This is a genomic window from Autumnicola patrickiae, assembly GCF_031846525.1.
Classification (GTDB): Bacteria; Bacteroidota; Bacteroidia; order Flavobacteriales; family Flavobacteriaceae; genus Autumnicola; species Autumnicola patrickiae.
Genome location: NZ_JAVRHM010000006.1, coordinates 37,117 through 59,318, shown reverse-complemented (window position 1 = coordinate 59,318; position 22,202 = coordinate 37,117). Strand labels below are relative to the sequence as shown.

21 protein-coding genes are annotated in these 22,202 nt (G+C 39.7%); 16 read left to right on the top strand and 5 right to left on the bottom strand.

All coding sequences use genetic code 11. The features are described 5' to 3' along the window. Positions 1-39: 39 nt before the first annotated feature. Positions 40-831: an NAD(+) synthase gene (nadE, locus tag RM549_RS06820; RefSeq protein ID WP_311683089.1), complete on the bottom strand. Its 792-nt coding sequence runs from the start codon at positions 829-831 to the stop codon at positions 40-42. A gap of 106 nt (positions 832-937) precedes the next feature. Here nadE and gldB point away from each other — a divergent pair, with 106 nt between their 5' ends. From gldB to RM549_RS06805, 3 genes are all read left to right on the top strand, one after another. Continuing rightward, entirely contained in the window at positions 938-1,900 is a 963-nt protein-coding gene (gldB, locus tag RM549_RS06815) for a gliding motility lipoprotein GldB (protein WP_311683087.1), read from the top strand. Beyond that, positions 1,900-2,238, top strand: coding sequence for a gliding motility protein GldC (gene gldC / locus RM549_RS06810; RefSeq protein WP_311683085.1), 339 nt, complete (start codon positions 1,900-1,902; stop codon positions 2,236-2,238). Before gldB ends, gldC begins: the two co-directional genes overlap by 1 nt. A gap of 238 nt (positions 2,239-2,476) precedes the next feature. After that, complete coding sequence (locus RM549_RS06805; protein WP_311683083.1) at positions 2,477-2,668, top strand: hypothetical protein; 192 nt, start codon at positions 2,477-2,479, stop codon at positions 2,666-2,668. Between the two features lie 45 nt (positions 2,669-2,713). Here the strand turns inward: RM549_RS06805 and yihA are convergent, their stop codons facing one another. Together yihA and RM549_RS06795 are read right to left on the bottom strand one after the other, a co-directional pair. Beyond that, positions 2,714-3,319 (bottom strand): ribosome biogenesis GTP-binding protein YihA/YsxC, encoded by a 606-nt coding sequence (yihA, locus tag RM549_RS06800; protein WP_311683081.1) that lies wholly within the window; start codon positions 3,317-3,319, stop codon positions 2,714-2,716. A gap of 56 nt (positions 3,320-3,375) precedes the next feature. Continuing rightward, positions 3,376-4,140 (bottom strand): alpha/beta fold hydrolase, encoded by a 765-nt coding sequence (locus RM549_RS06795; protein WP_311683079.1) that lies wholly within the window; start codon positions 4,138-4,140, stop codon positions 3,376-3,378. 289 nt (positions 4,141-4,429) lie between these two features. On the opposite strand from RM549_RS06795, the gene mraZ reads away from it, so the two are divergent. The 13 genes from mraZ (at position 4,430) to ftsZ (ending at position 20,028) form a co-directional block, all read left to right on the top strand. Beyond that, on the top strand, positions 4,430-4,897 hold the full coding sequence (mraZ, locus tag RM549_RS06790; protein ID WP_311683077.1) for a division/cell wall cluster transcriptional repressor MraZ: 468 nt from the start codon (positions 4,430-4,432) through the stop codon (positions 4,895-4,897). Beyond that, a complete protein-coding gene (rsmH, locus tag RM549_RS06785; protein ID WP_311683075.1) occupies positions 4,884-5,780 on the top strand; it encodes a 16S rRNA (cytosine(1402)-N(4))-methyltransferase RsmH in 897 nt (298 codons plus the stop codon). The genes mraZ and rsmH overlap by 14 nt, the downstream gene beginning before the upstream one ends. A gap of 40 nt (positions 5,781-5,820) precedes the next feature. Then, positions 5,821-6,138, top strand: coding sequence for an FtsL-like putative cell division protein (locus RM549_RS06780; RefSeq protein WP_311683073.1), 318 nt, complete (start codon positions 5,821-5,823; stop codon positions 6,136-6,138). A 7-nt stretch (positions 6,139-6,145) separates the two neighbouring features. Continuing rightward, complete coding sequence (locus RM549_RS06775) at positions 6,146-8,143, top strand: penicillin-binding protein (RefSeq protein ID WP_311683071.1); 1,998 nt, start codon at positions 6,146-6,148, stop codon at positions 8,141-8,143. Beyond that, positions 8,140-9,606, top strand: coding sequence for a UDP-N-acetylmuramoyl-L-alanyl-D-glutamate--2,6-diaminopimelate ligase (locus RM549_RS06770; RefSeq protein ID WP_311683069.1), 1,467 nt, complete (start codon positions 8,140-8,142; stop codon positions 9,604-9,606). The genes RM549_RS06775 and RM549_RS06770 overlap by 4 nt, the downstream gene beginning before the upstream one ends. A gap of 44 nt (positions 9,607-9,650) precedes the next feature. After that, on the top strand, positions 9,651-10,883 hold the full coding sequence (mraY, locus tag RM549_RS06765) for a phospho-N-acetylmuramoyl-pentapeptide-transferase (protein ID WP_311683067.1): 1,233 nt from the start codon (positions 9,651-9,653) through the stop codon (positions 10,881-10,883). 1 nt (position 10,884) lies between these two features. Next, positions 10,885-12,225 carry a UDP-N-acetylmuramoyl-L-alanine--D-glutamate ligase gene (gene murD / locus RM549_RS06760; protein ID WP_311683065.1) on the top strand — a complete coding sequence of 447 codons (1,341 nt, stop codon included), beginning with the start codon at positions 10,885-10,887 and terminating at the stop codon, positions 12,223-12,225. 64 nt (positions 12,226-12,289) lie between these two features. Next, on the top strand, positions 12,290-13,492 hold the full coding sequence (locus RM549_RS06755; protein WP_311683063.1) for an FtsW/RodA/SpoVE family cell cycle protein: 1,203 nt from the start codon (positions 12,290-12,292) through the stop codon (positions 13,490-13,492). A 1-nt stretch (position 13,493) separates the two neighbouring features. Further along, positions 13,494-14,597 carry an undecaprenyldiphospho-muramoylpentapeptide beta-N-acetylglucosaminyltransferase gene (gene murG, locus RM549_RS06750; protein WP_311683060.1) on the top strand — a complete coding sequence of 368 codons (1,104 nt, stop codon included), beginning with the start codon at positions 13,494-13,496 and terminating at the stop codon, positions 14,595-14,597. Positions 14,598-14,609: 12 nt separating this feature from the next. After that, entirely contained in the window at positions 14,610-15,956 is a 1,347-nt protein-coding gene (murC, locus tag RM549_RS06745) for a UDP-N-acetylmuramate--L-alanine ligase (protein WP_311683058.1), read from the top strand. Continuing rightward, positions 15,953-16,669: a cell division protein FtsQ/DivIB gene (locus tag RM549_RS06740; protein ID WP_311683056.1), complete on the top strand. Its 717-nt coding sequence runs from the start codon at positions 15,953-15,955 to the stop codon at positions 16,667-16,669. The genes murC and RM549_RS06740 overlap by 4 nt, the downstream gene beginning before the upstream one ends. Positions 16,670-16,672: 3 nt before the next feature. After that, positions 16,673-18,028: a cell division protein FtsA gene (ftsA, locus tag RM549_RS06735; protein ID WP_311683055.1), complete on the top strand. Its 1,356-nt coding sequence runs from the start codon at positions 16,673-16,675 to the stop codon at positions 18,026-18,028. A gap of 29 nt (positions 18,029-18,057) precedes the next feature. Beyond that, positions 18,058-20,028, top strand: a complete 1,971-nt coding sequence (gene ftsZ / locus RM549_RS06730) for a cell division protein FtsZ (protein ID WP_311683054.1) — start codon at positions 18,058-18,060, stop codon at positions 20,026-20,028. Between the two features lie 82 nt (positions 20,029-20,110). On the opposite strand, the gene RM549_RS06725 is transcribed toward ftsZ, so the two are convergent. Together RM549_RS06725 and RM549_RS06720 are read right to left on the bottom strand one after the other, a co-directional pair. After that, positions 20,111-20,665 carry a hypothetical protein gene (locus RM549_RS06725; protein ID WP_311683052.1) on the bottom strand — a complete coding sequence of 185 codons (555 nt, stop codon included), beginning with the start codon at positions 20,663-20,665 and terminating at the stop codon, positions 20,111-20,113. Between the two features lie 13 nt (positions 20,666-20,678). Then, a complete protein-coding gene (locus RM549_RS06720) occupies positions 20,679-22,196 on the bottom strand; it encodes a helicase HerA-like domain-containing protein (protein ID WP_311683050.1) in 1,518 nt (505 codons plus the stop codon). Positions 22,197-22,202: the final 6 nt, after the last annotated feature.

Here is a 22,202-nt window from a genome sequence, read left to right as displayed (position 1 = left end):
ATTATAATTTGATGCTCAATTGACTTTTCGACAAAGGGATTATTTCTTAAGATGAACGGGGATTTCACATACTGGAATCGGTTGCATCTTATGTTGATTTTGAGTGTTCAACATATGATATAATCTAAGGACCTCTGCTTCCCTGCCCGAAAAGTCTTTGTAAGTTTTACCTTCTTCCTGTTTTTTCATAGCCCACTCAAGCTCGTCATAGCTTGCACCTATTTGTTCCTCGTCACTTGGACTATCTTCGAATAGCCCGTCTGTAGGATCAGCATCCAGAATTTCATCTGAAACATTGAGGTACTTACCAACATCATATACTTCGCTCTTCATTAAATCTGCAATAGGACTTATGTCAACGCCACCATCACCATACTTTGTAAAAAAACCTACACCAAAATCTTCAACTTTATTTCCTGTTCCGGCAACCAGGTATTTGTGTAAACCTGCAAAGTAGTACAAGGTAGTCATTCTAAGTCTCGCACGGGTATTGGCCAATGATAAATCCAGAAGGTCATTACTCTCTTCAGCAGGAAGGACATCTTTAAATTGATCAAAAGTAGAGGTGAGATCGACGGTGAGGTTGGTGACGTTTGCAAAATTTTGTTTTAATGCTTTTATATGGTTCTTTGCTCTTGTCACCTGATTTTGAGGCTGATGTATTGGCATTTCAACACATAGGGTACGTAAGCCGGTTTTTGCGCACAGCGTAGAGGTAACTGCAGAATCAATTCCGCCGCTTATACCTAATACAAATCCCTGCATGTTGGACTGGGTGGCATAATCTTTTAGCCAGTCTATAATGTGATCCGTCACTTTTTCGGTCTGCATAATGTTGGGTTGTTAAATTTGTAAATAATACCTTTGTACACAAATCTAATACTTATACCTAATTTATAAAAGGTGCCGGCGTTAAAGCCTTCACAATAAGATAAGAATGATCAAGAAATTTTTTTTTATATTAATTGTTGTTCCGTTATTATTTTCCTGTGAATCTAAATCTGATGTTGAGGAGGAGATAGAAAAGGTTCAGGTGGATTTTGAGGTTACAAGGTTCGATAAGCGTTTTGCAGATGCGACTCCGCAGAATTTAGGTACTTTAAAAGGAGAGTTTCCGTTTTTCTTTCCGCCGCAATATCCTGATAGTGTTTGGGTGAGTAAAATCACAGATACTATTCAGCAGGAAATTAATACTGAAGTTGCTGAAGCTTTTCCGGAATTTTCTGAAACAGAGGACGAGCTGCACAGCCTTTTTCAGCATGTAAAATATTATTTTCCGAACTTTGAAGTACCCGATGTTTATACTGTTACTTCTGAAGTAGATTATAAAAATAAAGTTATTTATACAGGGAGTAAACTCCTTATTTCCCTGGATACGTATTTGGGAAAAGACCATCCTTTTTACGTGGGACTTCAGGAATACTTAAAGAAGAATTTCGAAAAAGAACAAATAATACCAGACGCAGCTACAGCTATAGCCCAGCAATTTGTGCCCCGGCCAGATTCCCGAACTTTTTTGGCTAATATGGTCTACTACGGAAAAATACTTTACCTGAAAGATCTTTGGATTCCTTTTATATCTGATGCTGAAAAGATGGGATATACTGAAGAGGAGTTGCAGTGGGCAAAGAAGAATGAAGAGCAAATCTGGAGGTATTTTGTGGAAAACGAAATTTTGTTCGAAACAGATTCAGAGCTTTATACCCGCTTCCTTTATCCTGCACCGTTTTCGAAGTTTTACTTATTGCTGGATAGTGAATCACCGGACAGGCTGGGGCAATATTTAGCCTGGCAAATGCTTAGGCAGTATATGGATAAAAATGATGTGGGCGTTCTGGAAATGTTGAATACCAACGCCGAAGAAATATTTAATGATGCAAATTATAAACCAAAGAAGTAATGGCTCAATTCAAAAAATCTGAGATAAATATAGAAGTAGTTACAGATGAAAATCATGTTCCGGAGGAACTTTACTGGACGGCAGAAGATGGGAATGTTTACCAGGAAGAGGCGAAAGCTTTAATGCTCTCAGTCTGGGACAGCAAAGCTCAGGAGACCTTAAGAATAGATTTGTGGACCAAGGATATGCCTGTGGATGAAATGAAGAAATTTTTCCATCAAACCCTGGTGGCAATGAGCAACACTTTTAATCGTGCCACACAGGATGAAAAAATGACAGCAACAATGCAGGATTTCTGTGACTATTTTGCTGAAAAAATGAACCTGAAGAAGGAGTAATTCCGGAGCTTTTTTCCGGGATTTTTAAAAATCTGCGACAACATAAATTAAAGATAGACGTCTGAAGAAACTTATTTTTATATATAATGCACAGTCAGGACCGGCAAACGGAATACTGGATGCCCTGCACAAAGTGTTCAATCCGAAAACCTATAACTGCAATCTATGCAATCTTACCCATGGGATTGTGGGGGAAAAGAAATCTTGGAAGAAATTCAGGAAATCTTCAGTTTTGGAAATGGAGTTTTTGCACGCAGATGAGTTTGAAAAACAATACGCTTCGAAATTTGGATATAAATTCGATTTTCCTATTGTGTTAACTGAGAGTAGCGACGGGTTGCAAGTGCTGATTTCTACTAAAGAATTGAATAGCCTGAAAAATGATGGAGAACTAAAAAGTTTACTAAGGGAGAGAACAAAAAAGGAGTAGTATGGGAACCCTGCTACTCTTTTAAGATTTAGAAGTTAGAGGTTTCTACCTCAACTTCAGGTTTTTATTGATCTCTTCAATATAACTTAAAATTTCTTCCTGACCCATTCCTGTATTTGCTGAGGTGACAAAATATTGCGGCATTTCCACCCAGGTTTTTAGCATCTCTGCTTCGTAATTTTCGATTTTTAAATCCAGTTCTTTAGACTTCAGCTTATCAGATTTTGTGAAAATGATACAGAATGGAACCTGATGTTCACCCAGCCATTGCATAAATTCCATATCGATTTTCTGCGGACTGTGTCTTGAGTCTACTAAAACAAATGCACAAATCATTTGCTCTCTCTTCTCAAAATAAGCCGTTATAAATTTCTGGAAAGTATTCTTTGTAGATTTTGAAACTTTGGCGTATCCATAGCCCGGCAGATCCACAAGGTGCCAGTTGTCATTTATTAAAAAGTGATTTATTAACTGCGTTTTCCCGGGAGTTGCAGAGGTTTTAGCCAAAGCTTTACGCCCGGTTAACATATTGATTAAAGATGATTTCCCAACATTACTTCTTCCTATAAAAGCATATTCCGGAAGTTTACTATTGGGGCATTTTGCAACGCTGCTGTTGCTTATCACAAATTCAGCATTTTTAATTTTCATCTTAAGTCTGTCTTTTTTCCTGGTTTGGAATAGTTAGGGTGGTAAAAAGTGTATGCTTAAAATTGCCTTTTTTCGAGCCAGGCATATAGTACATCATTGAACTCTTCAGGATGCTCCATCATAGCCGCATGTCCGCATTTGTCGATCCAGTAAAGATCAGAATCCGGCAACAATCTGTCAAAATCTTCAGCTACTTCAGGTGGGGTAACATTGTCGTTCTTTCCCCAGATAATGCATGTGGGAGTGAGCATTTTTGGCAGGTCCTTGGCCATATTATGCCTGATGGCACTTTTAGCAATAGCCAGAGTTTTTACCAGTTTGTTCCTGTCGCTTACAGTCTCATAAACTTCATCAACAATTTCTTTTGTGGCTACTTCAGGGTCATAAAAAACGTTTTGCGCTTTCTTTTTAATGAATTCATAATCGCCTCTCCGCGGGTAACTCTCACCCATTGCATTTTCGTAGAGACCAGAACTTCCTGTGATCACAAGCCCTTTTATAAGGCTTGGGTAAAGTTTGGTGGCAACAAGCGCAATGTGACCTCCAAGAGAATTTCCAAGCAGGATAACTTCGTCAAAACCTTTAAATTCTATAAATTCCTTAAGGTATTTAGCAAATGTCGCGACACTTGTCTTAAGAAGGGACATCGAGTATAAAGGCAATTCCGGAATTAAAACTTTATAACCTTTAGACGGGAAAAAATTCACAACCCCGTCAAAATTACTAAGGCCTCCCATGAGCCCGTGTAAAATGACAATCGGCTTGCCTTCTCCCTCCTCTAAGTAAGTAAACTTTCCTTCTTGCTTTAAGTGATTTTTCATTGATGCCCTTTGCGGTTAGCAATCGCAAATATAGCGATTTCAATACAAGTATAATCATTTTTGCCTAATAGCAAAGAGTTTTTGCCAAAGCTTAATACAGTCTCTGGCTTTAGAATAGGCATATTTTTTAGGTTAAAATTTCCCACTTTTATCAACCTTCTGAATTATAAGTAAATACAGCTATTTAGAAGTGTTTCAGCAGGATACAGTGGTAAAACTTATCAACAATGTGGTAAAAAGTGGTAAAAAGTGGTTTTTTTTTCGATATATTTGATCTATAAATTACAGAGTGGTAAATTTAATTGGAACATATGAGTGCAAAGTAGATGCGAAAGGCCGCTTAATGGTTCCTTCTGCTCTAAAGAAGCAGCTTGCGCCTATGTTGCAAAACGGATTTGTTTTAAAGCGCTCTGTCTTTCAGCCTTGTCTGGAGCTTTATCCCATGGAGCAGTGGGATGAAATGATGCAGAAAATAAACAAGCTGAACCGTTTCAAAAAGAAGAACAACGACTTTATCCGTCGCTTCACCGCAGGTGTAAAAACTGTTGAGGTGGATACTAACGGAAGGTTGTTAATCCCTAAGGATCTTATTGGTTTTGCAGGAATCGGGAAAGAGATAGTGCTTTCTTCTGCAATTAATATTATCGAAATATGGGATAAAGATAAATATGAAAACGCTATCGATGCCGCCTCAGATGATTTTGCAGATCTGGCGGAAGAGGTAATGGGAAACGATGATTTAGATGGAATATCATAAACCTGTACTACTTGAAGAAACTGTGCGTGGTCTGGATATTAAGCCAGACGGCGTGTACGTGGATGTGACTTTTGGTGGTGGCGGGCATTCCAGAGAAATATTAAAAGAACTTGGTCCGGGGGGTAAGCTTTATGCTTTTGACCAGGATAAAGATGCTTTACAAAATAAAATAGAGGATGATCGCTTTACGCTGATCAACGAAAACTTCAGATATATAAAACGATTTTTAAGGTTCTACGGAGTAAAACGAGTAGACGGTATTCTCGGGGATTTTGGCGTTTCCTCTCATCAGTTTAATGAAGCTGAACGCGGTTTTTCAACCCGTTTTGATGCGAAGCTGGATATGAGGATGAATCAGGATAGTAAGCTTAGTGCTTACGAGGTGATAAATGAGTATGATGAAGAGCAGCTTAAAAAGATGTTTTATGAGTATGCAGATTTAAAGAATGCTCCCAAGCTGGCTCGTATGATAGTGACAGAAAGGAAGGAAAAGCCAATCGAAAGTAGTGAACAACTTAATGATTTATTGAAACCGAGCCTTTTTAAGGGTAAGGAAAACAAAATCCTGGCCCAGATTTATCAGGCAATCAGGATTGAGGTTAATCAGGAGATCGAAGCTTTAAAAGATTTTCTATTGCAGACAGAAGAATTGCTAAAACCGGGAGGGCGGCTGAGTTTGATTTCTTACCATTCGCTTGAAGATCGCCTGGTGAAGAGGTATATAAGAAGCGGACTTTTTAAAGGTGAACCGGAAAAAGATTTCTACGGAAATATTTCTGTTCCCTATAAAAAAGTAAAAGGATTAGTAGTTCCGGGTAAAAAAGAAATTGCTGAAAATAACAGGGCGAGAAGTGCAAAACTTCGTATTGCTAAAAAGCTGTAATCAGAAGCTTCTTCTGGCTTTGTGAGTTAAATGATAAAGGATGAACAAGGGATTGTACAACATATTAAAAGCTAATTTTCTTATAAGCAACGACGCTGTAAAGAACTGGCGTTTTATTGTTTTTTGTACGCTCCTGGCAATTGTAATGATTGCCTGCTCTCACAGTGCAGAACGTAAAGTACATGAAATTGCACGGCTTAATAATGAGGTGAGGGAATTGAGAAGTGAATTTGTAGACCGACGATCTGCGCTTATGCGTATTAAAATGGAATCTACAATTATCAACAAATTAAGCGGAACAGGAATAAAACCTTCTGAAACTCCGCCGTACAAAATAAAAGTAAACTTAAAGGAGTAGAGACTGAATGGCAACTACTGAAAAAAGCATATTAAACAGATTATATTTTATCGCAGGATGCCTGTTCATCTTCGCGTTTGCTGTTGCTTTTAAGTTGATGGATATTCAGTTTGTAGAAGGGGAATACTATAAAGAACTGGCAGAAGACAGGACCTACCGCAATTTTAAAATTCCTGCCAACCGCGGGAATCTTTACGATTCTAATGGTAGCCTGCTGGCAACTTCAGTCCCTAAATTCGATATTAGGTTTGATGCCGTTACTGTTTCAGATAAAGATTTTGAAGAAAACATAGGTCCGTTGTCCGAAGAACTTTCCGAAGCACTTGGAGGAAATGCTTCTTATTATTCGCAAAAAATAAGGGCGGCAAGGGCTAATAAGCAACGTTATCTTTTAATTACCAAAAACCTGGGTTATTCAGATTATGTCAAATTCAGGAACTTTCCAATGTTTGAGTTGGGTGCCTACAAAGGTGGTTTAATTGTGGAGCAAAGAACAGTGCGTGAGCATCCTTTAGGGAAAATGGGAGAGAGAACCGTGGGATATGAAAGAAAAGATGCAGATGGATATTTTACCCGTGTGGGTCTGGAAGGTGCTTTTGGAAATTACTTAAGGGGGACCGATGGTAGAAGGTTAAAACAGAAAATAGCAAAAGGGCAGTGGAAGCCAATTAGCGACAATAATGAAGTGGAACCGCGGGATGGTTACGATGTGGTTTCTACTATAGATGTCAACATTCAGGATATCACTCATCATGCGCTTTTAAAACAGCTCGAGTATTTTGAAGCTGAGCATGGAACTGTAGTGGTAATGGAGACTGCAACCGGAGAGATCAAAGCAATGTCTAATCTCGGTAGGACAAAAGATGGCACTTACTTCGAAAAGAGAAATTATGCTGTTTATGAATCCCATGAGCCGGGGTCGACTTTTAAATTAATGGCAATGGTGGCTGCCCTGGAAGACAAGGTAATAGACACGGCCCAGGTAGTGGATACAGAAAATGGTGTCGTCCGGTATTATGGTCGGGCGGTGCGTGATTCCCATCACGGTGGCTACGGAAAAATTTCGGCAGCAAAAGCTTTCGAACTTTCTTCAAATACGGCATTTACAAAAATGGTCACAGAAGGTTATAAAACAAATCCTTCAAAGTTCGTAGATCGGCTTTATGCTATGGGGCTTAATGAAAAAATTGGGTTAGATATTAATGGAGAAGGTCAACCAAGAATTCCGCATCCGGATGATAAAGGCTGGAATGGACTGAGTCTTCCCTGGATGGCCTTTGGCTACGGAGTGTCATTAACTCCTCTGCAGACACTTACCTTTTATAATGCTATAGCGAATAACGGGGAAATGGTGAAACCTCGTTTTATAAAGGAAGTGAAAGAATGGGATAAAACCATCGTGAAGGTGGAAAAGGAAATAATTAATCCTGCTATCTGTTCTCCCGAAACTGCCAAAAAAGTACGGAAGATGATGGAGAATACTGTGAAACGCGGAACTGCGGCTAATATTTATACCCCTAATTTCTCCATGGCGGGAAAAACCGGAACCTGTCAGGTAGAATACTGGATTGAGCCGGGAAGGTATATCGCTTCTTTTTCTGGATATTTTCCGGCTGAAGATCCTAAATACTCCTGTATTGTGGTAATTCATAAGCCAAACAGAAAGAAAGGTTATTACGGAAACATTGTAGCCGCTCCGGTTTTCAAGAGCATTGCTCAAAAAATTTATACCGATACTCCAATTATGGATGAGCTGCCTTCCCTTGAAGTTGAAAACGAAGATGTGAAAGCTGACTTTAAAAAGTACTATAGCAAAATTCAGAATGAAAAAATTTTGATGCCGGATGTTACCGGGATGCCCGCTATGGATGCGATCTCATTGCTGGAAAATCTCGGATTTAAAGTGAATTTCAGGGGTAAAGGAAAGGTTAAAAGTCAGTCTGTGGCTGCGGGAATAGAAATAAGTCAGACTAAAGAATTGAATATAAAATTAGAATTAAGTTGATCATTTTAAAAGACATCCTATATCGTGTAAGAATGGAAGCCGTGGTTGGAAATACCGGGGTAACCATTAATAACCTCCATTTCGATTCGAGAAAGGTGGAGCTTAACGATGTTTTTATTGCTATCAGGGGTACTCTTTCCGATGGTCACGATTACATTCAAAAGGCCATAGAAAAGGGAGCGCTCGTTGTTATCTGCGAAGAGTTACCGGAGCAGATCATTAACGGAGTAACCTATGTTCAGGTAGATGATTCCAAGAAGGCACTGGCTTATATGTCCTCCAATTACTTTGAAAATCCTTCAGAAAAATTAAAATTAGTAGGGGTAACCGGGACCAATGGAAAAACGACAATAGCAACTCTGCTTTATAATCTCTTTACAAAGGCAGGTTTTAAAGTCGGTTTACTTTCTACAGTGAGGGTGATGGTTGCTGATAAAGAATATTCAGCTATACGAACTACTCCAGATTCTATTACCATCAACTCCTATTTGAAGGAGATGAATGAGGAAGGTGTGGAGTTCTGCTTTATGGAAGTGAGTTCTCATGGAATAGCTCAGCATAGAACAACTGCCCTTGAATTTGCAGGTGGGATTTTTACCAATCTTTCTCATGATCATTTAGATTATCACAAGGATTTTGCGGAATACCGTGATGTTAAAAAACGTTTTTTTGACGAATTGCCGGCCTCCTCGTTTGCACTTACTAATGTAGATGATAAGAATGGAGAGGTGATGCTTCAGAATACAAGGGCAAAAAAATATACATATGCTCTTAAATCATATGCAGATTATCAGGCGCAAATTCTGGAAAATCAGTTTACTGGTTTATTGTTGAAGATAAATGAGCAGGAGGTTTGGTCGAAGCTAATAGGGAATTTTAACGCATATAACGTGCTGGCGATTTATGCTACAGCTGAATTACTCGGGCTGGAAACCATGGAAAGCCTGAAGATTATAAGTGAACTTAATTCTGTAAGCGGAAGATTTCAGTATGTAGTTTCCGATAATGAGCAAATTACAGCCATCGTAGATTATGCGCATACGCCGGATGCTTTAAAAAATGTGCTGGAAACAATAAATGCGATTCGTACAAAAAATGAGGAATTAATTACTGTAGTTGGTTGTGGAGGTGATAGGGACAAAACTAAAAGGCCAAAAATGGGGCATATTGCTTCAGCTCTAAGCACAAAGGTGATTTTTACCAGTGACAATCCAAGAACCGAGGATCCTGAAAAAATTATCGAAGATGTAGAGGCCGGGGTACAGCCTCAAAACTTTAAAAAAACAATGTCCATTACCAACAGGAAGCAGGCGATAAAAACCGCCTGCCAGTTGGCAGGTAAGAATGATATTATCCTGATTGCTGGTAAAGGACATGAGACTTATCAGGAGGTAAATGGGGAGCGTCATGATTTTGATGATCTCCAGATTGTAAAGGAATTTTTGAAACAGCAGAATAAGTAACTGAAGCTTTTTTCCTTAAAAAGGAAAGATCTGAAAGATAAAGTATGTTATACTATCTATTTGAATATTTAGGATCAGAATATCAAATTCCGGGAGCGGGGTTGTTTGGATATATTTCCTTTAGATCTGCTATGGCTATTATTTTGTCTTTGGCAATTTCTACGATATATGGTAAAAAGATAATTAATTACCTGCTGGCTAAACAAGTAGGTGAAAGTGTGCGTGAACTTGGGCTCAAAGGGCAGAGTGAAAAAGCAGGAACTCCTACAATGGGTGGTTTAATAATTATAATTGCCACACTTATTCCGGTTCTCCTTTTTGCAAAGCTGGAGAATATTTATGTCATTTTGCTAATCGTGACTACGCTCTGGATGGGAGCTATAGGTTTTCTGGACGATTATATAAAAACTTTTAAGAAGGATAAAGAAGGTCTTAAGGGCGTTTTCAAGGTTATAGGCCAGGTGGGATTGGGTTTAATTGTTGGCGGTACTATGTATTTTCATCCCGGCATTACGGTAAAGGAAGAGGCAAATTCTGTAGTGCCAAATCAGGAACTTTTGGAAGCAGGAGAACTTAGGGAAATGGGGCCGGAACAAAAAACTACCACAACTACAATTCCTTTTGTTAAGAATAATGAATTTGATTATGCAAGTTTAATCACCTGGATCAATCCGGATTATTCAAAATATGCCTGGTTAATCTTTATTCCGATTGTGATCTTCATTGTAACCGCAGTTTCCAATGGAGCCAATCTTACCGATGGTGTAGATGGACTCGCTGCAGGTTCTTCAGCAATTATTGTCCTCACGCTGGGGATTTTTGCGTGGGTTTCGGGAAATATCATTTTTTCAGATTATCTGAATATCATGTATATCCCGCGCTCTGGAGAAATGACAATTTATATAACGGCAATGGCGGGTGCTTTAGTCGGTTTTTTATGGTACAACACTTATCCGGCACAGGTTTTTATGGGAGATACCGGCAGCCTTACCATTGGGGGGATAATTGCCGTTTTAGCTATAGCGACCAGAAAAGAATTACTCATTCCTATTCTCTGCGGAATTTTCCTGATGGAGAATTTGTCTGTAGTAATGCAGGTAGGATGGTTTAAGTACACCAAACAAAAATACGGACAAGGCCGCAGAATATTCCTGATGTCCCCTCTGCATCATCATTATCAGAAGAAAGGGCATCATGAAAGCAAAATTGTAGTCCGATTCTGGATCGTTGGGATTTTCCTGGCGATTGTAACAGTAGTTACCCTGAAAGTGAGATAATATGGATAGAAAGAGCATTGCAATCCTGGGAGGAGGCGAAAGTGGGGTAGGCATAGCAATATTGGCCAAAAAGGAGGGCTTTGAAGTTTTTGTTTCTGATAAGGGAAAGATAAAAGATAAGTACAGGGAAGTTCTTGAACATCATGAAATCGATTGGGAGGAGAATACTCATTCTGAAGAAAGGATTCTCACAGCTTCAGTAGTGATGAAGAGTCCGGGCATACCTGATAATGCTCCATTGGTTTTAAAACTGAAGGGCAAAGGTGTTCCTGTGATCTCTGAAATTGAATTTGCTTCAGAATTTACTTCCGCAGAAGTAATTGGTATTACAGGAAGCAACGGAAAAACAACCACTACAAAATTTGTCCACCATATCCTTAAAAGCGGAAATATTTCCGCAGGGATGGCCGGGAATGTAGGAGATAGTTTTGCTAAACAGGTTGCGGAGAATGAGTTTGACTGGTATGTGCTGGAGCTGAGTAGTTTTCAATTGGATGGAATCCTCAACTTCAGGCCGAAAATTGCCGTTTTAACGAATATAACTGCAGATCATTTAGATCGATATGAATACAGTCTGGATAATTATATAGAATCCAAGTTTAGAATAACAAAGAATCAAACAGAAGCAGATTACTTCATTTACGATGCAGATGATGAAAATATCATGAAGTGGCTCAAGAAAAACCCTATTAAAGCACAAAAACTACCTTTTTCCCTCGAGAAAAAGTTTGAAAATGGTGCTTTTTTGGAGAATGATGAAATAATAGTAAAAATTAATAACACCCAGTTTAATATGCCAACAACAGATCTTAGCCTTCAGGGCAAGCACAACACAAAGAATGCGATGGCGGCCTCAACGGTTGCTCAACTTTTACGAATCAGGAAACAAACTATTCGGGAAAGTATGGAGAATTTCCAGGGTGTGGAACATCGCCTGGAAAAGGTGCTTAAGATCAATAATGTAATGTACATCAACGATTCTAAAGCTACCAACATCAATGCAACCTTTTATGCTTTGGAAAGTATGGAAACCGAGACAGTTTGGATTGTTGGAGGGGTAGACAAAGGCAATGTTTACAGCGATTTGCTGCCTTTGGTAAACGAAAAAGTAAAAGCCATTATCTGCCTTGGTGTAGACAATGCCAAGATTATGGCGGCATTTGGAAACTGCGTGGATACCATTGTGGAAACACAATCTATGGACGAAGCAGTTAAGATCGCCTACAAAATTGCAGAAAAAAACGAAAGCGTTTTGCTTTCACCGGCATGTGCAAGTTTTGATCTTTTTGAAAACTATGAAGACAGGGGACGCCAGTTTAAAGAAGCGGTGAGAAATTTATAGAGTGTTGATAAGACCTCACAGGTTTTCAAAATCTGTGAGGTCTGGAACAAGAGTTAAGTAACAAATGAGCAGTATTTTTTCAAATCTTAAAGGAGACAAGGTTATCTGGGCTACCGCGGGGCTGTTGGCAATTTTTTCGTTCCTGCCGGTTTATAGCGCCAGTAGTAATCTTGCTTATCTTCATGGAGATGGAAGCACCTTCAATTATCTTGTGGTGCATTTCTTTCATCTGCTGCTGGGATTTTGTTTGCTCTTTGCGGTGCATCGTATTCCGTATACTTATTTTCGCGGACTCTCGATTTTAATGCTGCCCGTTATTATAGTTTTGCTTATATATACCGTAGCACAAGGCACTTTTATTGGGGGTGCTTATGCCAGTAGATGGATACAAATCCCTGTTTTAGGTGTTTCCTTTCAGTCATCTACTTTGGCTTCAGTAGTGCTTATGGTTTATGTGGCGCGGTATTTATCTAAAATTACAGAAAGAACGGTCACTTTCAAGGAGACTATTTTGCCTTTGTGGCTGCCGGTTTTTCTGATTCTAACGCTTATTCTCCCGGCTAACTTTTCTACTGCAGCATTAATTTTTGCAATGACGCTGGTTTTAATGTTCCTGGGTGGATATCCTTTAAAATATCTTGCTGCCATTGTGGGAGTCGGACTCGTTTTTTTGGCAATTTTCGTGCTTACAGCAAAAGCTTTTCCGGGAGTACTGCCTAGCAGGGTGGATACCTGGGCAAGCCGGATAGATAGTTTTACAAACGATGGCGATACTGAAGCAGATTATCAGATCGAGAAAGCGAAAATTGCCATTGCAAGAGGGGGGATCACAGGTACTGGAATTGGAAAATCTGTACAAAGGAATTTTTTACCGCAATCTTCTTCAGATTTTATCTATGCAATAATCGTTGAAGAAATGGGGCTGATAGGGGCTTTTGGAGTTATGCTGGCATATCTAATGCTGCTTTTCAGAATTGTAATTGTCGCTACTAAAGCGAATACAGTTTTTGGAAAACTGCTGGTAATGGGGGTGGGAATTCCCATTGTATTCCAGGCGCTGGTAAATATGGCTGTAGCAGTGGAATTATTTCCGGTAACGGGGCAAACACTGCCGCTAATAAGTAGCGGTGGAACGTCCATCTGGATGACTTGCATGGCGCTGGGAATTATTCTTAGTGTTAGTGCAAAGAGAGAAGAAATTAAAGAAGCGGAATCTCAGGAGACTGATGATGAAAATCCGTTAGATATATTAAGTGAAGCGATCTAAAGTGAAAGAGAACTTGCGTGTCATATTATCAGGAGGAGGGACCGGTGGACATATCTACCCGGCCATCGCTATTGCCGATGAAATTCGCAGACGTTACCCCAATTCCGAAATTATCTTTGTAGGAGCTAAAGATCGTATGGAAATGGAAAAAGTTCCGCAGGCAGGTTATGATATTGAAGGTTTGTGGATCAGCGGAATTGAGAGGAAAATTTCCCTGAAGAACCTGATGTTTCCATTTAAGCTATACAGTAGTTTGAGCAAGAGCCGGAAAATTGTAAGAAGGTTTAATCCCGATGTGGTAATAGGGACAGGCGGTTTTGCCAGTGGGCCATTGCTTCGGGTGGCGGTTTCCAACAAAATTCCGACTTTGCTCCAGGAGCAGAATTCTTATCCGGGAATAACCAACAGGATTTTGTCAAAACAAGCCAATGTAATTTGTGCGGCTTACGAGGAAGTAAAGCGGTTCTTTCCTGCTGAAAAAACTGTAATTACAGGGAATCCTGTGAGGCTGGATCTTTTAAAAGTTTCTGAAAAGAGGGAAGAAGCACAGCGTTTTTTCCATCTGGACAAGAAGAAGAAAACTGTGTTGGTAATTGGCGGAAGTTTAGGTGCAAGGAGAATAAACCAGTTAATAGAAACCTGGGTTCCGAAATTTGAAAAAGAAAACATTCAGCTTATCTGGCAGACAGGAAAATTATATTATGATGAATACCGGAAGCATAACAGCGACCTGGTGCAGACCTATGAATTTCTTAACCGGATGGACCGGGCTTATGCCGCGGCAGATGTTATTATTTCCCGCGCAGGAGCAGGAAGCGTTTCAGAATTAAGTATTGTAGGGAAACCTGTACTGTTTATTCCGTCGCCAAACGTTGCTGAAGATCATCAGACAAAAAACGCGATGGCGCTTACAGAAAATAATGCAGCACTTACTTTAACTGAAGCTGAACTGGAAGAAAAATTTGAAAAAACTTTTTTCGATTTGGTGAATTCCGAAGCAAAACAAAAGGAATTGGGAGAGAATATTAAAAAAATGGCGCTGCCAAATGCTACAGCAAATATTGTAGATGAGGTGGAAAAGCTGATAAATAAAATAGAGAATTAGAAATAGCGAAATTTGAACGATATCAATAACATACAAAACTTTTATTTTATCGGGATCGGTGGAATCGGGATGAGTGCCCTTGCGCGATATTTCAAAGCAAAGGGGAAGTATGTTTCCGGTTACGATAAAACTCCTACTCCGCTCACAAAAAAGCTGGAGGAAGAAGGGATTGTGGTTATTTATAAGGACGATATTGGGCAAATTCCGGATGCCATTATTTCAGACAAAAATTCGCTTGTCGTTTATACTCCGGCCATTCCCACAGGACATGATCAGTATAAATACTTCGAAGCCAATAATTATAATCTGAAAAAGCGAGCAGTGGTGCTGGGAATGGTAACGCAGAAGAAATTGACACTTGCAGTCGCCGGTACACATGGAAAAACGACTACAACGGCTATTTTAGCGCATATTTTGAAGGAAACCGGTGCAAAAGTAACAGCTTTTCTCGGCGGAATTAGTGAAGATATCCAAAGTAACCTCATTATGCAGGGCGACGAAGTAATTGTTGCTGAAGCAGATGAATTTGATCGTTCATTTTTACAATTATCGCCAAATATTGCTGCAATTACTTCTATGGATGCAGATCATTTGGATATCTATGGCGAAAATGAGCAATTACAGGCCACCTTTAGAAAATTTGCTGCCCTGGTTCCTGCCAATGGCAGGTTATTTGTGCGGAATGGACTGCCTTTGGAAGGCACAACAATTGGAATAGACGATAATGCTGATTTTTCAGCGATAAATATTGAAATAAAAAACGGAGCCTATAACTTCGATTTAAAAACTCCGAAAGAGACGATAAAAAATTTACAGTTTTTTCTACCCGGCAAACACAATTTGCTAAATGCTATAACAGCCCTGGCGATGGCGATAGAATACGGTTCCCCCACGAATCAGCTTGCCGGGGCTTTGTATAGTTTTAAAGGAGTGAAACGAAGATTTTCCTATAAAATTAAATCTGAAAATCTTGTTCTTATAGATGATTATGCACATCATCCTGCAGAAATTTCAGCGGTTTATCAAGCTGTTCGGGAAATGCATGCAGGAAAGAAAGTTCTGGCTGTTTTTCAGCCGCATTTATTCAGCAGGACAAAGGACTTCGCAGATGACTTTGCTGAAAGCCTCAGCAAATTTGATCAGGTAATGTTGTTGGATATTTATCCGGCACGGGAACTTCCGGTAGAAGGAATTACTTCAGCATGGCTTCTGGACAAAATTAATAATGAGAATAAAGAGCTTATTCAGAAGGAAAACATTTCAGAAAAAATAAAAGGCGCAAACGCTGAAGTGGTTGTTTTGATGGGCGCCGGAGACATTGGAGAGGAAGTAGAAAAAGTAAAATTAGCGCTGCAATGAAATCAGGTTTAGGATATATAAAAGCGATTTTACTGATTGGTCTCGTAGCCTTCCTTTTTGGTTTTGCTGAAAAAAGGCAGAAAGCACGTAAAATCAATGAAGTAGCTGTTCGGTTTACGGCCGATGAAAACCTGTATGTGACTGAGGAAGCGGTTAATAAATTGTTGATACAAAATAAAGTGGCCGTTCCAAACATGGACAAAGAAACTTTAGATTTGAATAGGGTAGAAACACTTTTGAATAACCACGATATGATTGAAAATGCTGAAGTTTATTTAACCCTCGACGGGAAGCTTCAGGCGAAAATCAGTCAGCGTAAACCTATTGGTAGGGTAATGGGAAATTCCTCTTTTTACCTGGATAAAAACGGGGAGTTAATGCCGCTTTCGCCATATTATTCCGCAAGGGTGCCGCTAATGTTTGGCTTTGACGGCGGGAATGTGGTAGAGGCTTATCCGCTTTTGGATTATATTAAAAATGATGAATTTTTAACCCAACATATAACAGGAATAAACCGCCTGAGCACCGGGAAATTTGAGCTGGAAATGAGAAAGCTGGATTTTATGGTGTATTTCGGCAAGGCAGAGCATATAGAATTAAAGTTCAACAACTTTAAAGCTTTTTACAAGAAAGCTCTTAAGGACGATAAGTTAAATACCTACAGAAAAGTGAACTTGCAATTTGGTAATCAGGTTGTTTGCACTAAAAAATAATTTATGGAACAGAAGGAGATAGCAGTAGGATTAGACATTGGAACTACCAAGATTGTAGCCATGATTGGACGTAAGAACGAGTACGGCAAAGTAGAAATTGTCGGGATCGGGAAGTCCAAAAGTCTAGGCGTGCATCGTGGTGTGGTAAATAATATTACCCAAACGATCCAGTCTATCCAGCAGGCTATTCAGGAAGCTGAAGCAGATTCAGGATTAAAAATTGAAGATGTTGTGGTGGGGATTGCCGGGCAACATATAAGAAGTTTACAACACAGCGATTATATTACAAGACCAAACCCAGATGAGGTTATAGATGCAGAGGATATTCATACTCTTTGCAATCAGGTTCATAAACTGGTGATGCTGCCGGGAGAGGAAATTATACATGTGCTTCCGCAGGAATTTAAAGTAGATGGCCAGGCCGAAATTAAAGAGCCTATCGGGATGTACGGCGGCCGTCTGGAAGCCAATTTTCATGTGGTGGTAGGTCAGGTTTCTTCGATAAGGAACATCGGAAGATGCGTTAAAAGCGCGGGACTCGAACTTTCTGCAGTTACCCTGGAGCCGCTGGCTTCAGCAAACGCTGTTTTGAGTCAGGAAGAGAAAGAAGCCGGAGTGGCCTTAATTGATATTGGTGGTGGTACGACAGATTTGGCAATTTTCAAGGACGGGATAATCAGGCATACCGCTGTGATTCCTTTCGGCGGAAATGTGATTACTGAAGATATTAAAGAAGGTTGCTCAATTATTGAGAAACAGGCAGAATTACTGAAGATAAAATTCGGTTCTGCATGGCCGGGGGAAAATAAGGATAATGAAATCGTTTCTATTCCGGGATTACGTGGTAGGGAACCTAAGGAAATTACCCTTAAAAACCTTTCAAAGATTATCCATGCCAGAGTAGTCGAAATTATTGAGCAGGTTTACCTGGAGATCAAAAATTACGGCCACGAGGAACAAAAGAAGAAACTGATTGCCGGGATGGTATTAACGGGCGGTGGCGCACAGTTAAAACATCTTAAGCAGTTGGCAGAATATATTACCGGAATGGATACCAGGATTGGTTATCCAAACGAGCATCTTGCCGGTACTAACGATTCTGAAACTACCAGTCCGGTTTACGCAACCGCCGTTGGTCTGGTAATGAACAGCCTGGAACAAAGCAAAAGCCGTTTTCAGGAAGAAGTTGTTCTTAAAAAAGAAGATGACGCACATGAAGTAGGGGAGGAAATTTCTGATGATCCGGAAGATGAAACTTTCGCACAGGAAAGTTCAGATTCTCAACGAAAAGAGCCCAGGAAAAGCATTTTTGATAAATGGGCAGAGAAGTTTAAAGATTTTTTAGATAACGCAGAGTAATACAACATACAACCAGTAAAATTGAATTTATGAGCAGTACAGAATTTGGAGACATTTCATTCGATTTACCGAAAAATCAATCAAACGTCATAAAAGTAATAGGCGTAGGAGGTGGTGGTAGCAATGCCATTAACCATATGTTTCAGTTAGGAATTAAAGGAGTAGATTTCGTAGTCTGTAATACAGATGCGCAGGCATTGGATAACAGTTCGGTACCCAATAAAATCCAACTGGGGGTTAGCCTTACCGAAGGGCTTGGTGCAGGTGCAAACCCCAGTGTGGGCGAGCAGGCTGCAGTAGAGAGTTTTGACGAGATTAAGCAGATGCTGGATGTAAATACCAAAATGGTGTTTATTACTGCCGGGATGGGTGGTGGAACCGGTACAGGTGCGGCTCCCGTAATTGCCAAACAGGCAAAGGACATGGGGATCCTTACCGTAGGTATCGTTACCATTCCTTTTCAGTTTGAAGGAAAAATGCGTAATGAACAAGCTCAGCTGGGAGTTGAAAAATTGCGTTCTCATGTAGATTCACTTATTGTAATTAACAATAACAAGCTTCGCGAGGTATACGGAAACCTCGGTTTTAAAGCCGGTTTCTCCAAAGCCGATGAAGTTTTGGCAACAGCCTCCAGAGGTATTGCTGAAGTTATTACCCATCACTATACTCAAAACATTGACTTGCGCGATGCCAAGACAGTATTGAGCAATAGTGGTACTGCTATAATGGGTTCTGCGAGCGCATCTGGTGCCGACAGGGCTAACGATGCAATTCGTAAAGCGCTCGATTCTCCATTGCTGAATGACAATAAAATTACCGGTGCACAAAATGTATTACTGCTTATCGTTTCTGGTGCCGAAGAAATTACAATAGACGAAATTGGTGAAATTAACGACCACATCCAGGCAGAAGCCGGTCACAGCGCAAATATCATTATGGGTGTTGGTGAAGACGAGGCGCTGGATGATGCTATTGCAGTAACAATTATTGCAACGGGTTTTAATGTAGAGCAGCAGGATGAAATTGTTAATACCGAAACCAAAAAGATCATCCATACTTTAGAAGATGAGCAAAAGGCAGAGCATGATTTAATGCCGAAGAAAGGTGGCTATTACGCTTCTTCTTTTGAAGAAAACATTGCTGAAGACACGCAGGAAGAGCCGGAAGAAAGTAAAATTGTTCATACGCTGGATGAAGATATCGAAGAAGTGGATGAGGTTGGAAATATTTCCACTAAAAAGGACGATAATCTTTACACGCCACCTTCCGCAAGAAATATGGATGTAGTTTATGAGGAGATAAATCCTGAAGACTTTATAATAAATGATGCTTCTGAAGAAGATTTTCCCGAGGCGCAAGTGGATGAGCCTGAAGAGGCAAATGACGATCAGATCATGTTTACTTTCGATTTTCCTATAAATGAAGAAAAGGAAAAATCCAAACCTGCAATTCCGCAGCATAGGAAACAAGAAAGAAGAGAAGAAGAGAAAAACACCTCTCACGAAGCCAGGAATATTGAAGTTAATGAGCCGGTAGAAATCATCCCTGTAACCGAAAATTCTGCGCAGGGAGTGAAGCGGTACAGCCTAGATGATTATATGGAATTTGAGCAGAAACTGGAAAATTCCAAACCCGTAAAAAAGGAGGAGCCAAAAGACGAAACCATTGCTTTTGAAAAAAAGACTGTGGCTCCAACTCCGGAAAGAAATCAGGGTTCAGGAGAAGAGGAAGATCCTTTTAATAATCCAATTTCAGAAATGCTAATTGAACGTGCTGCAGAGCGACGTGCTAAAATGAAAGAGTTCAATTATAAATTCAGAAGTAATGCTGCTCAAATAGATGAGATAGAAAAGCAACCTGCTTACAAAAGACAGGGTGTGGATCTTGATGATAACAGACCTGGAGAAAGCAAGCTTTCAAGGACAAGCCTGGGAAAGGATGATAACGACGATTTACAATTCAGAAGAAATAACTCTTTTCTACATGATAATGTAGACTAGAATTGCAAAAAACAGCTGAATAAAAAAAGGTTCCGGATTTTCTTCCGTAACCTTTTTTTATAAATAAAATGAACGTCTCATTTTAATTCCAGTAAATCATAAAGTACTTAATTTTGGCTTCATCAGGAATTTGGGATGCACGAATTCTGGTATCAGTGTCATATCTTAAACTTGACGGAAGTTCCTTCTTATCTATGGTAATATAGGCATTGATGTCATCAAGAAAAACCACTGCAGCATTAAGTGTATTTTCAATTCTGGAAATATTGTAATTCTCCACAATATCCTTAAAAGTACTGCTAATATTCAAACCCTCTTTGGTCTCGTACCTGGGATCCAATATTCTTAGATATCCAATAGTACTTGTAGAATCAAATTCCTGTAACGGCTCAAGGTACATTAGAGATTTTCCTCCTTTTTCAAATATTCTTATTTCATCTGTTGATCTAAACTGTTCTGGTCCGCTGGTTTGTCTTATGATAGAATCTTCAGCAAAAATTGAATCGAGCTGATTAATCCTGGTGTCTTTTTTAATTTTTCCTACCTGTGTGGGAGTGATGAGGTATGGGTCATTTTCATCATTGTTGCAGGAAAACACAAGAAAACTTACTAGTAAAAGTAGAAGGTTGTTTTTCATATTTAGGTTTAGATTATTTTATAAGCTTGTTTAATACACCCATAACTCCTCTTATAAATGTAGCACTGGTCAATACTTTTATTATAGCTCCTTCAGTCTTTGTTTTTGTTTGGGAACTTGAATTCTTTATAGTTTTTCTTTCAGACCTTGCTTTATCTTTTGCCTGTTCCTCTTCAGCTTCTTTTATTTTTTCTAAAAGGATTTCGTAGGCACTCTCGCGATCAATATCCTCATTATATTTATCAGCGAGTTTAGATTGGTCGATTATTTCATCCAGTTCCCCTCCCGTTAAAATATCCATCCTGCTCATGGGCGCTCTCAGCATTGTAGCTGCCAGCGGCCCCGGGCGTCCTTTTTCATCCAATGCAGAAATTAAGGCTTCTCCTGTACCTAACGCCGTTATTTCATTTTTTGTATCGTAAAATTCAGAAATCGGATAATTTTCTGAAGTTAATTTTATTGCTTTCCGGTCTTTGGCAGTAAAGGCCCGCAAAGCATGCTGAATCTTAAGCCCTAATTGTCCAAGTACTTCTGAAGGAACGTCTGTGGGATTTTGCGTAACAAAGTAAATTCCGACGCCTTTGGACCGTATTAGCTTAATGATACTCTCTATCTGATTGAGAAGCGCTTTGGAAGCCTGATCAAAAATCAGGTGCGCTTCGTCTATAAACATTACCAGTTCTGGTTTTTCGCTGTCGCCTTTTTCAGGAAAAGTAGTGTAAATTTCGGCGAGCAAACTCAGCATAAAAGTAGAAAACAGCGCAGGCTTGTCCTGAATATCGGTGAGCCTGAAAATATTTACAAATCCTTTTCCGTTTTCATCCTTTCGGGTAAGATCTTTCACATCAAAAGAACGTTCGCCAAAAAACAGCTCTGCTCCCTGTTGTTCGAGGCTCACAATCTTTCTAAGAATAGCTCCTGTAGAGGCTGAAGAAATTCTTCCGTATTCGTTCTCTATTTCTTCCCGGCCTTCATCTGTAGCGTATTGCAGCACCTTCTTAAGATCTTTAAGATCCAGAAGCGGAAGGTGATTGTCATCACAATATTTAAAGATAATTGCCATAATTCCCGCCTGCGTTGGGGTGACATCTAGAATTCGGGAAAGCAGTACCGGCCCAAATTCGCTTACGGTGGCTCTTAACCGCACTCCTTTTTGTTCAGAAATACTTAAAATCTCAACCGGAGCAGCCTTCGCTTCGTATGGAAATCCAATTTTTTTATGTCTGTCATGTAGAAAAGCCTCTCCATTAGAAGGTTTTGCAATGCCGCTAAGATCTCCCTTTACGTCCATTAATAAAACCGGAACTCCTTGTTCCGAAAGATTTTCGGCAAGGATCTGGAGGGTTTTCGATTTTCCGGTTCCCGTGGCACCGGCGATTAGTCCGTGCCGGTTCATCATTTTTAGCGGAATCTTTACAGCGGCTTCCGGAATAGTTTCTCCATTGTACATTGCCGCACCCAAATAGATATAAGGACCTTTAGGCTGGTGGCCGGAGGAAATATGATCAATGAATTTTTGTCTTTTCTCCACTTTAAT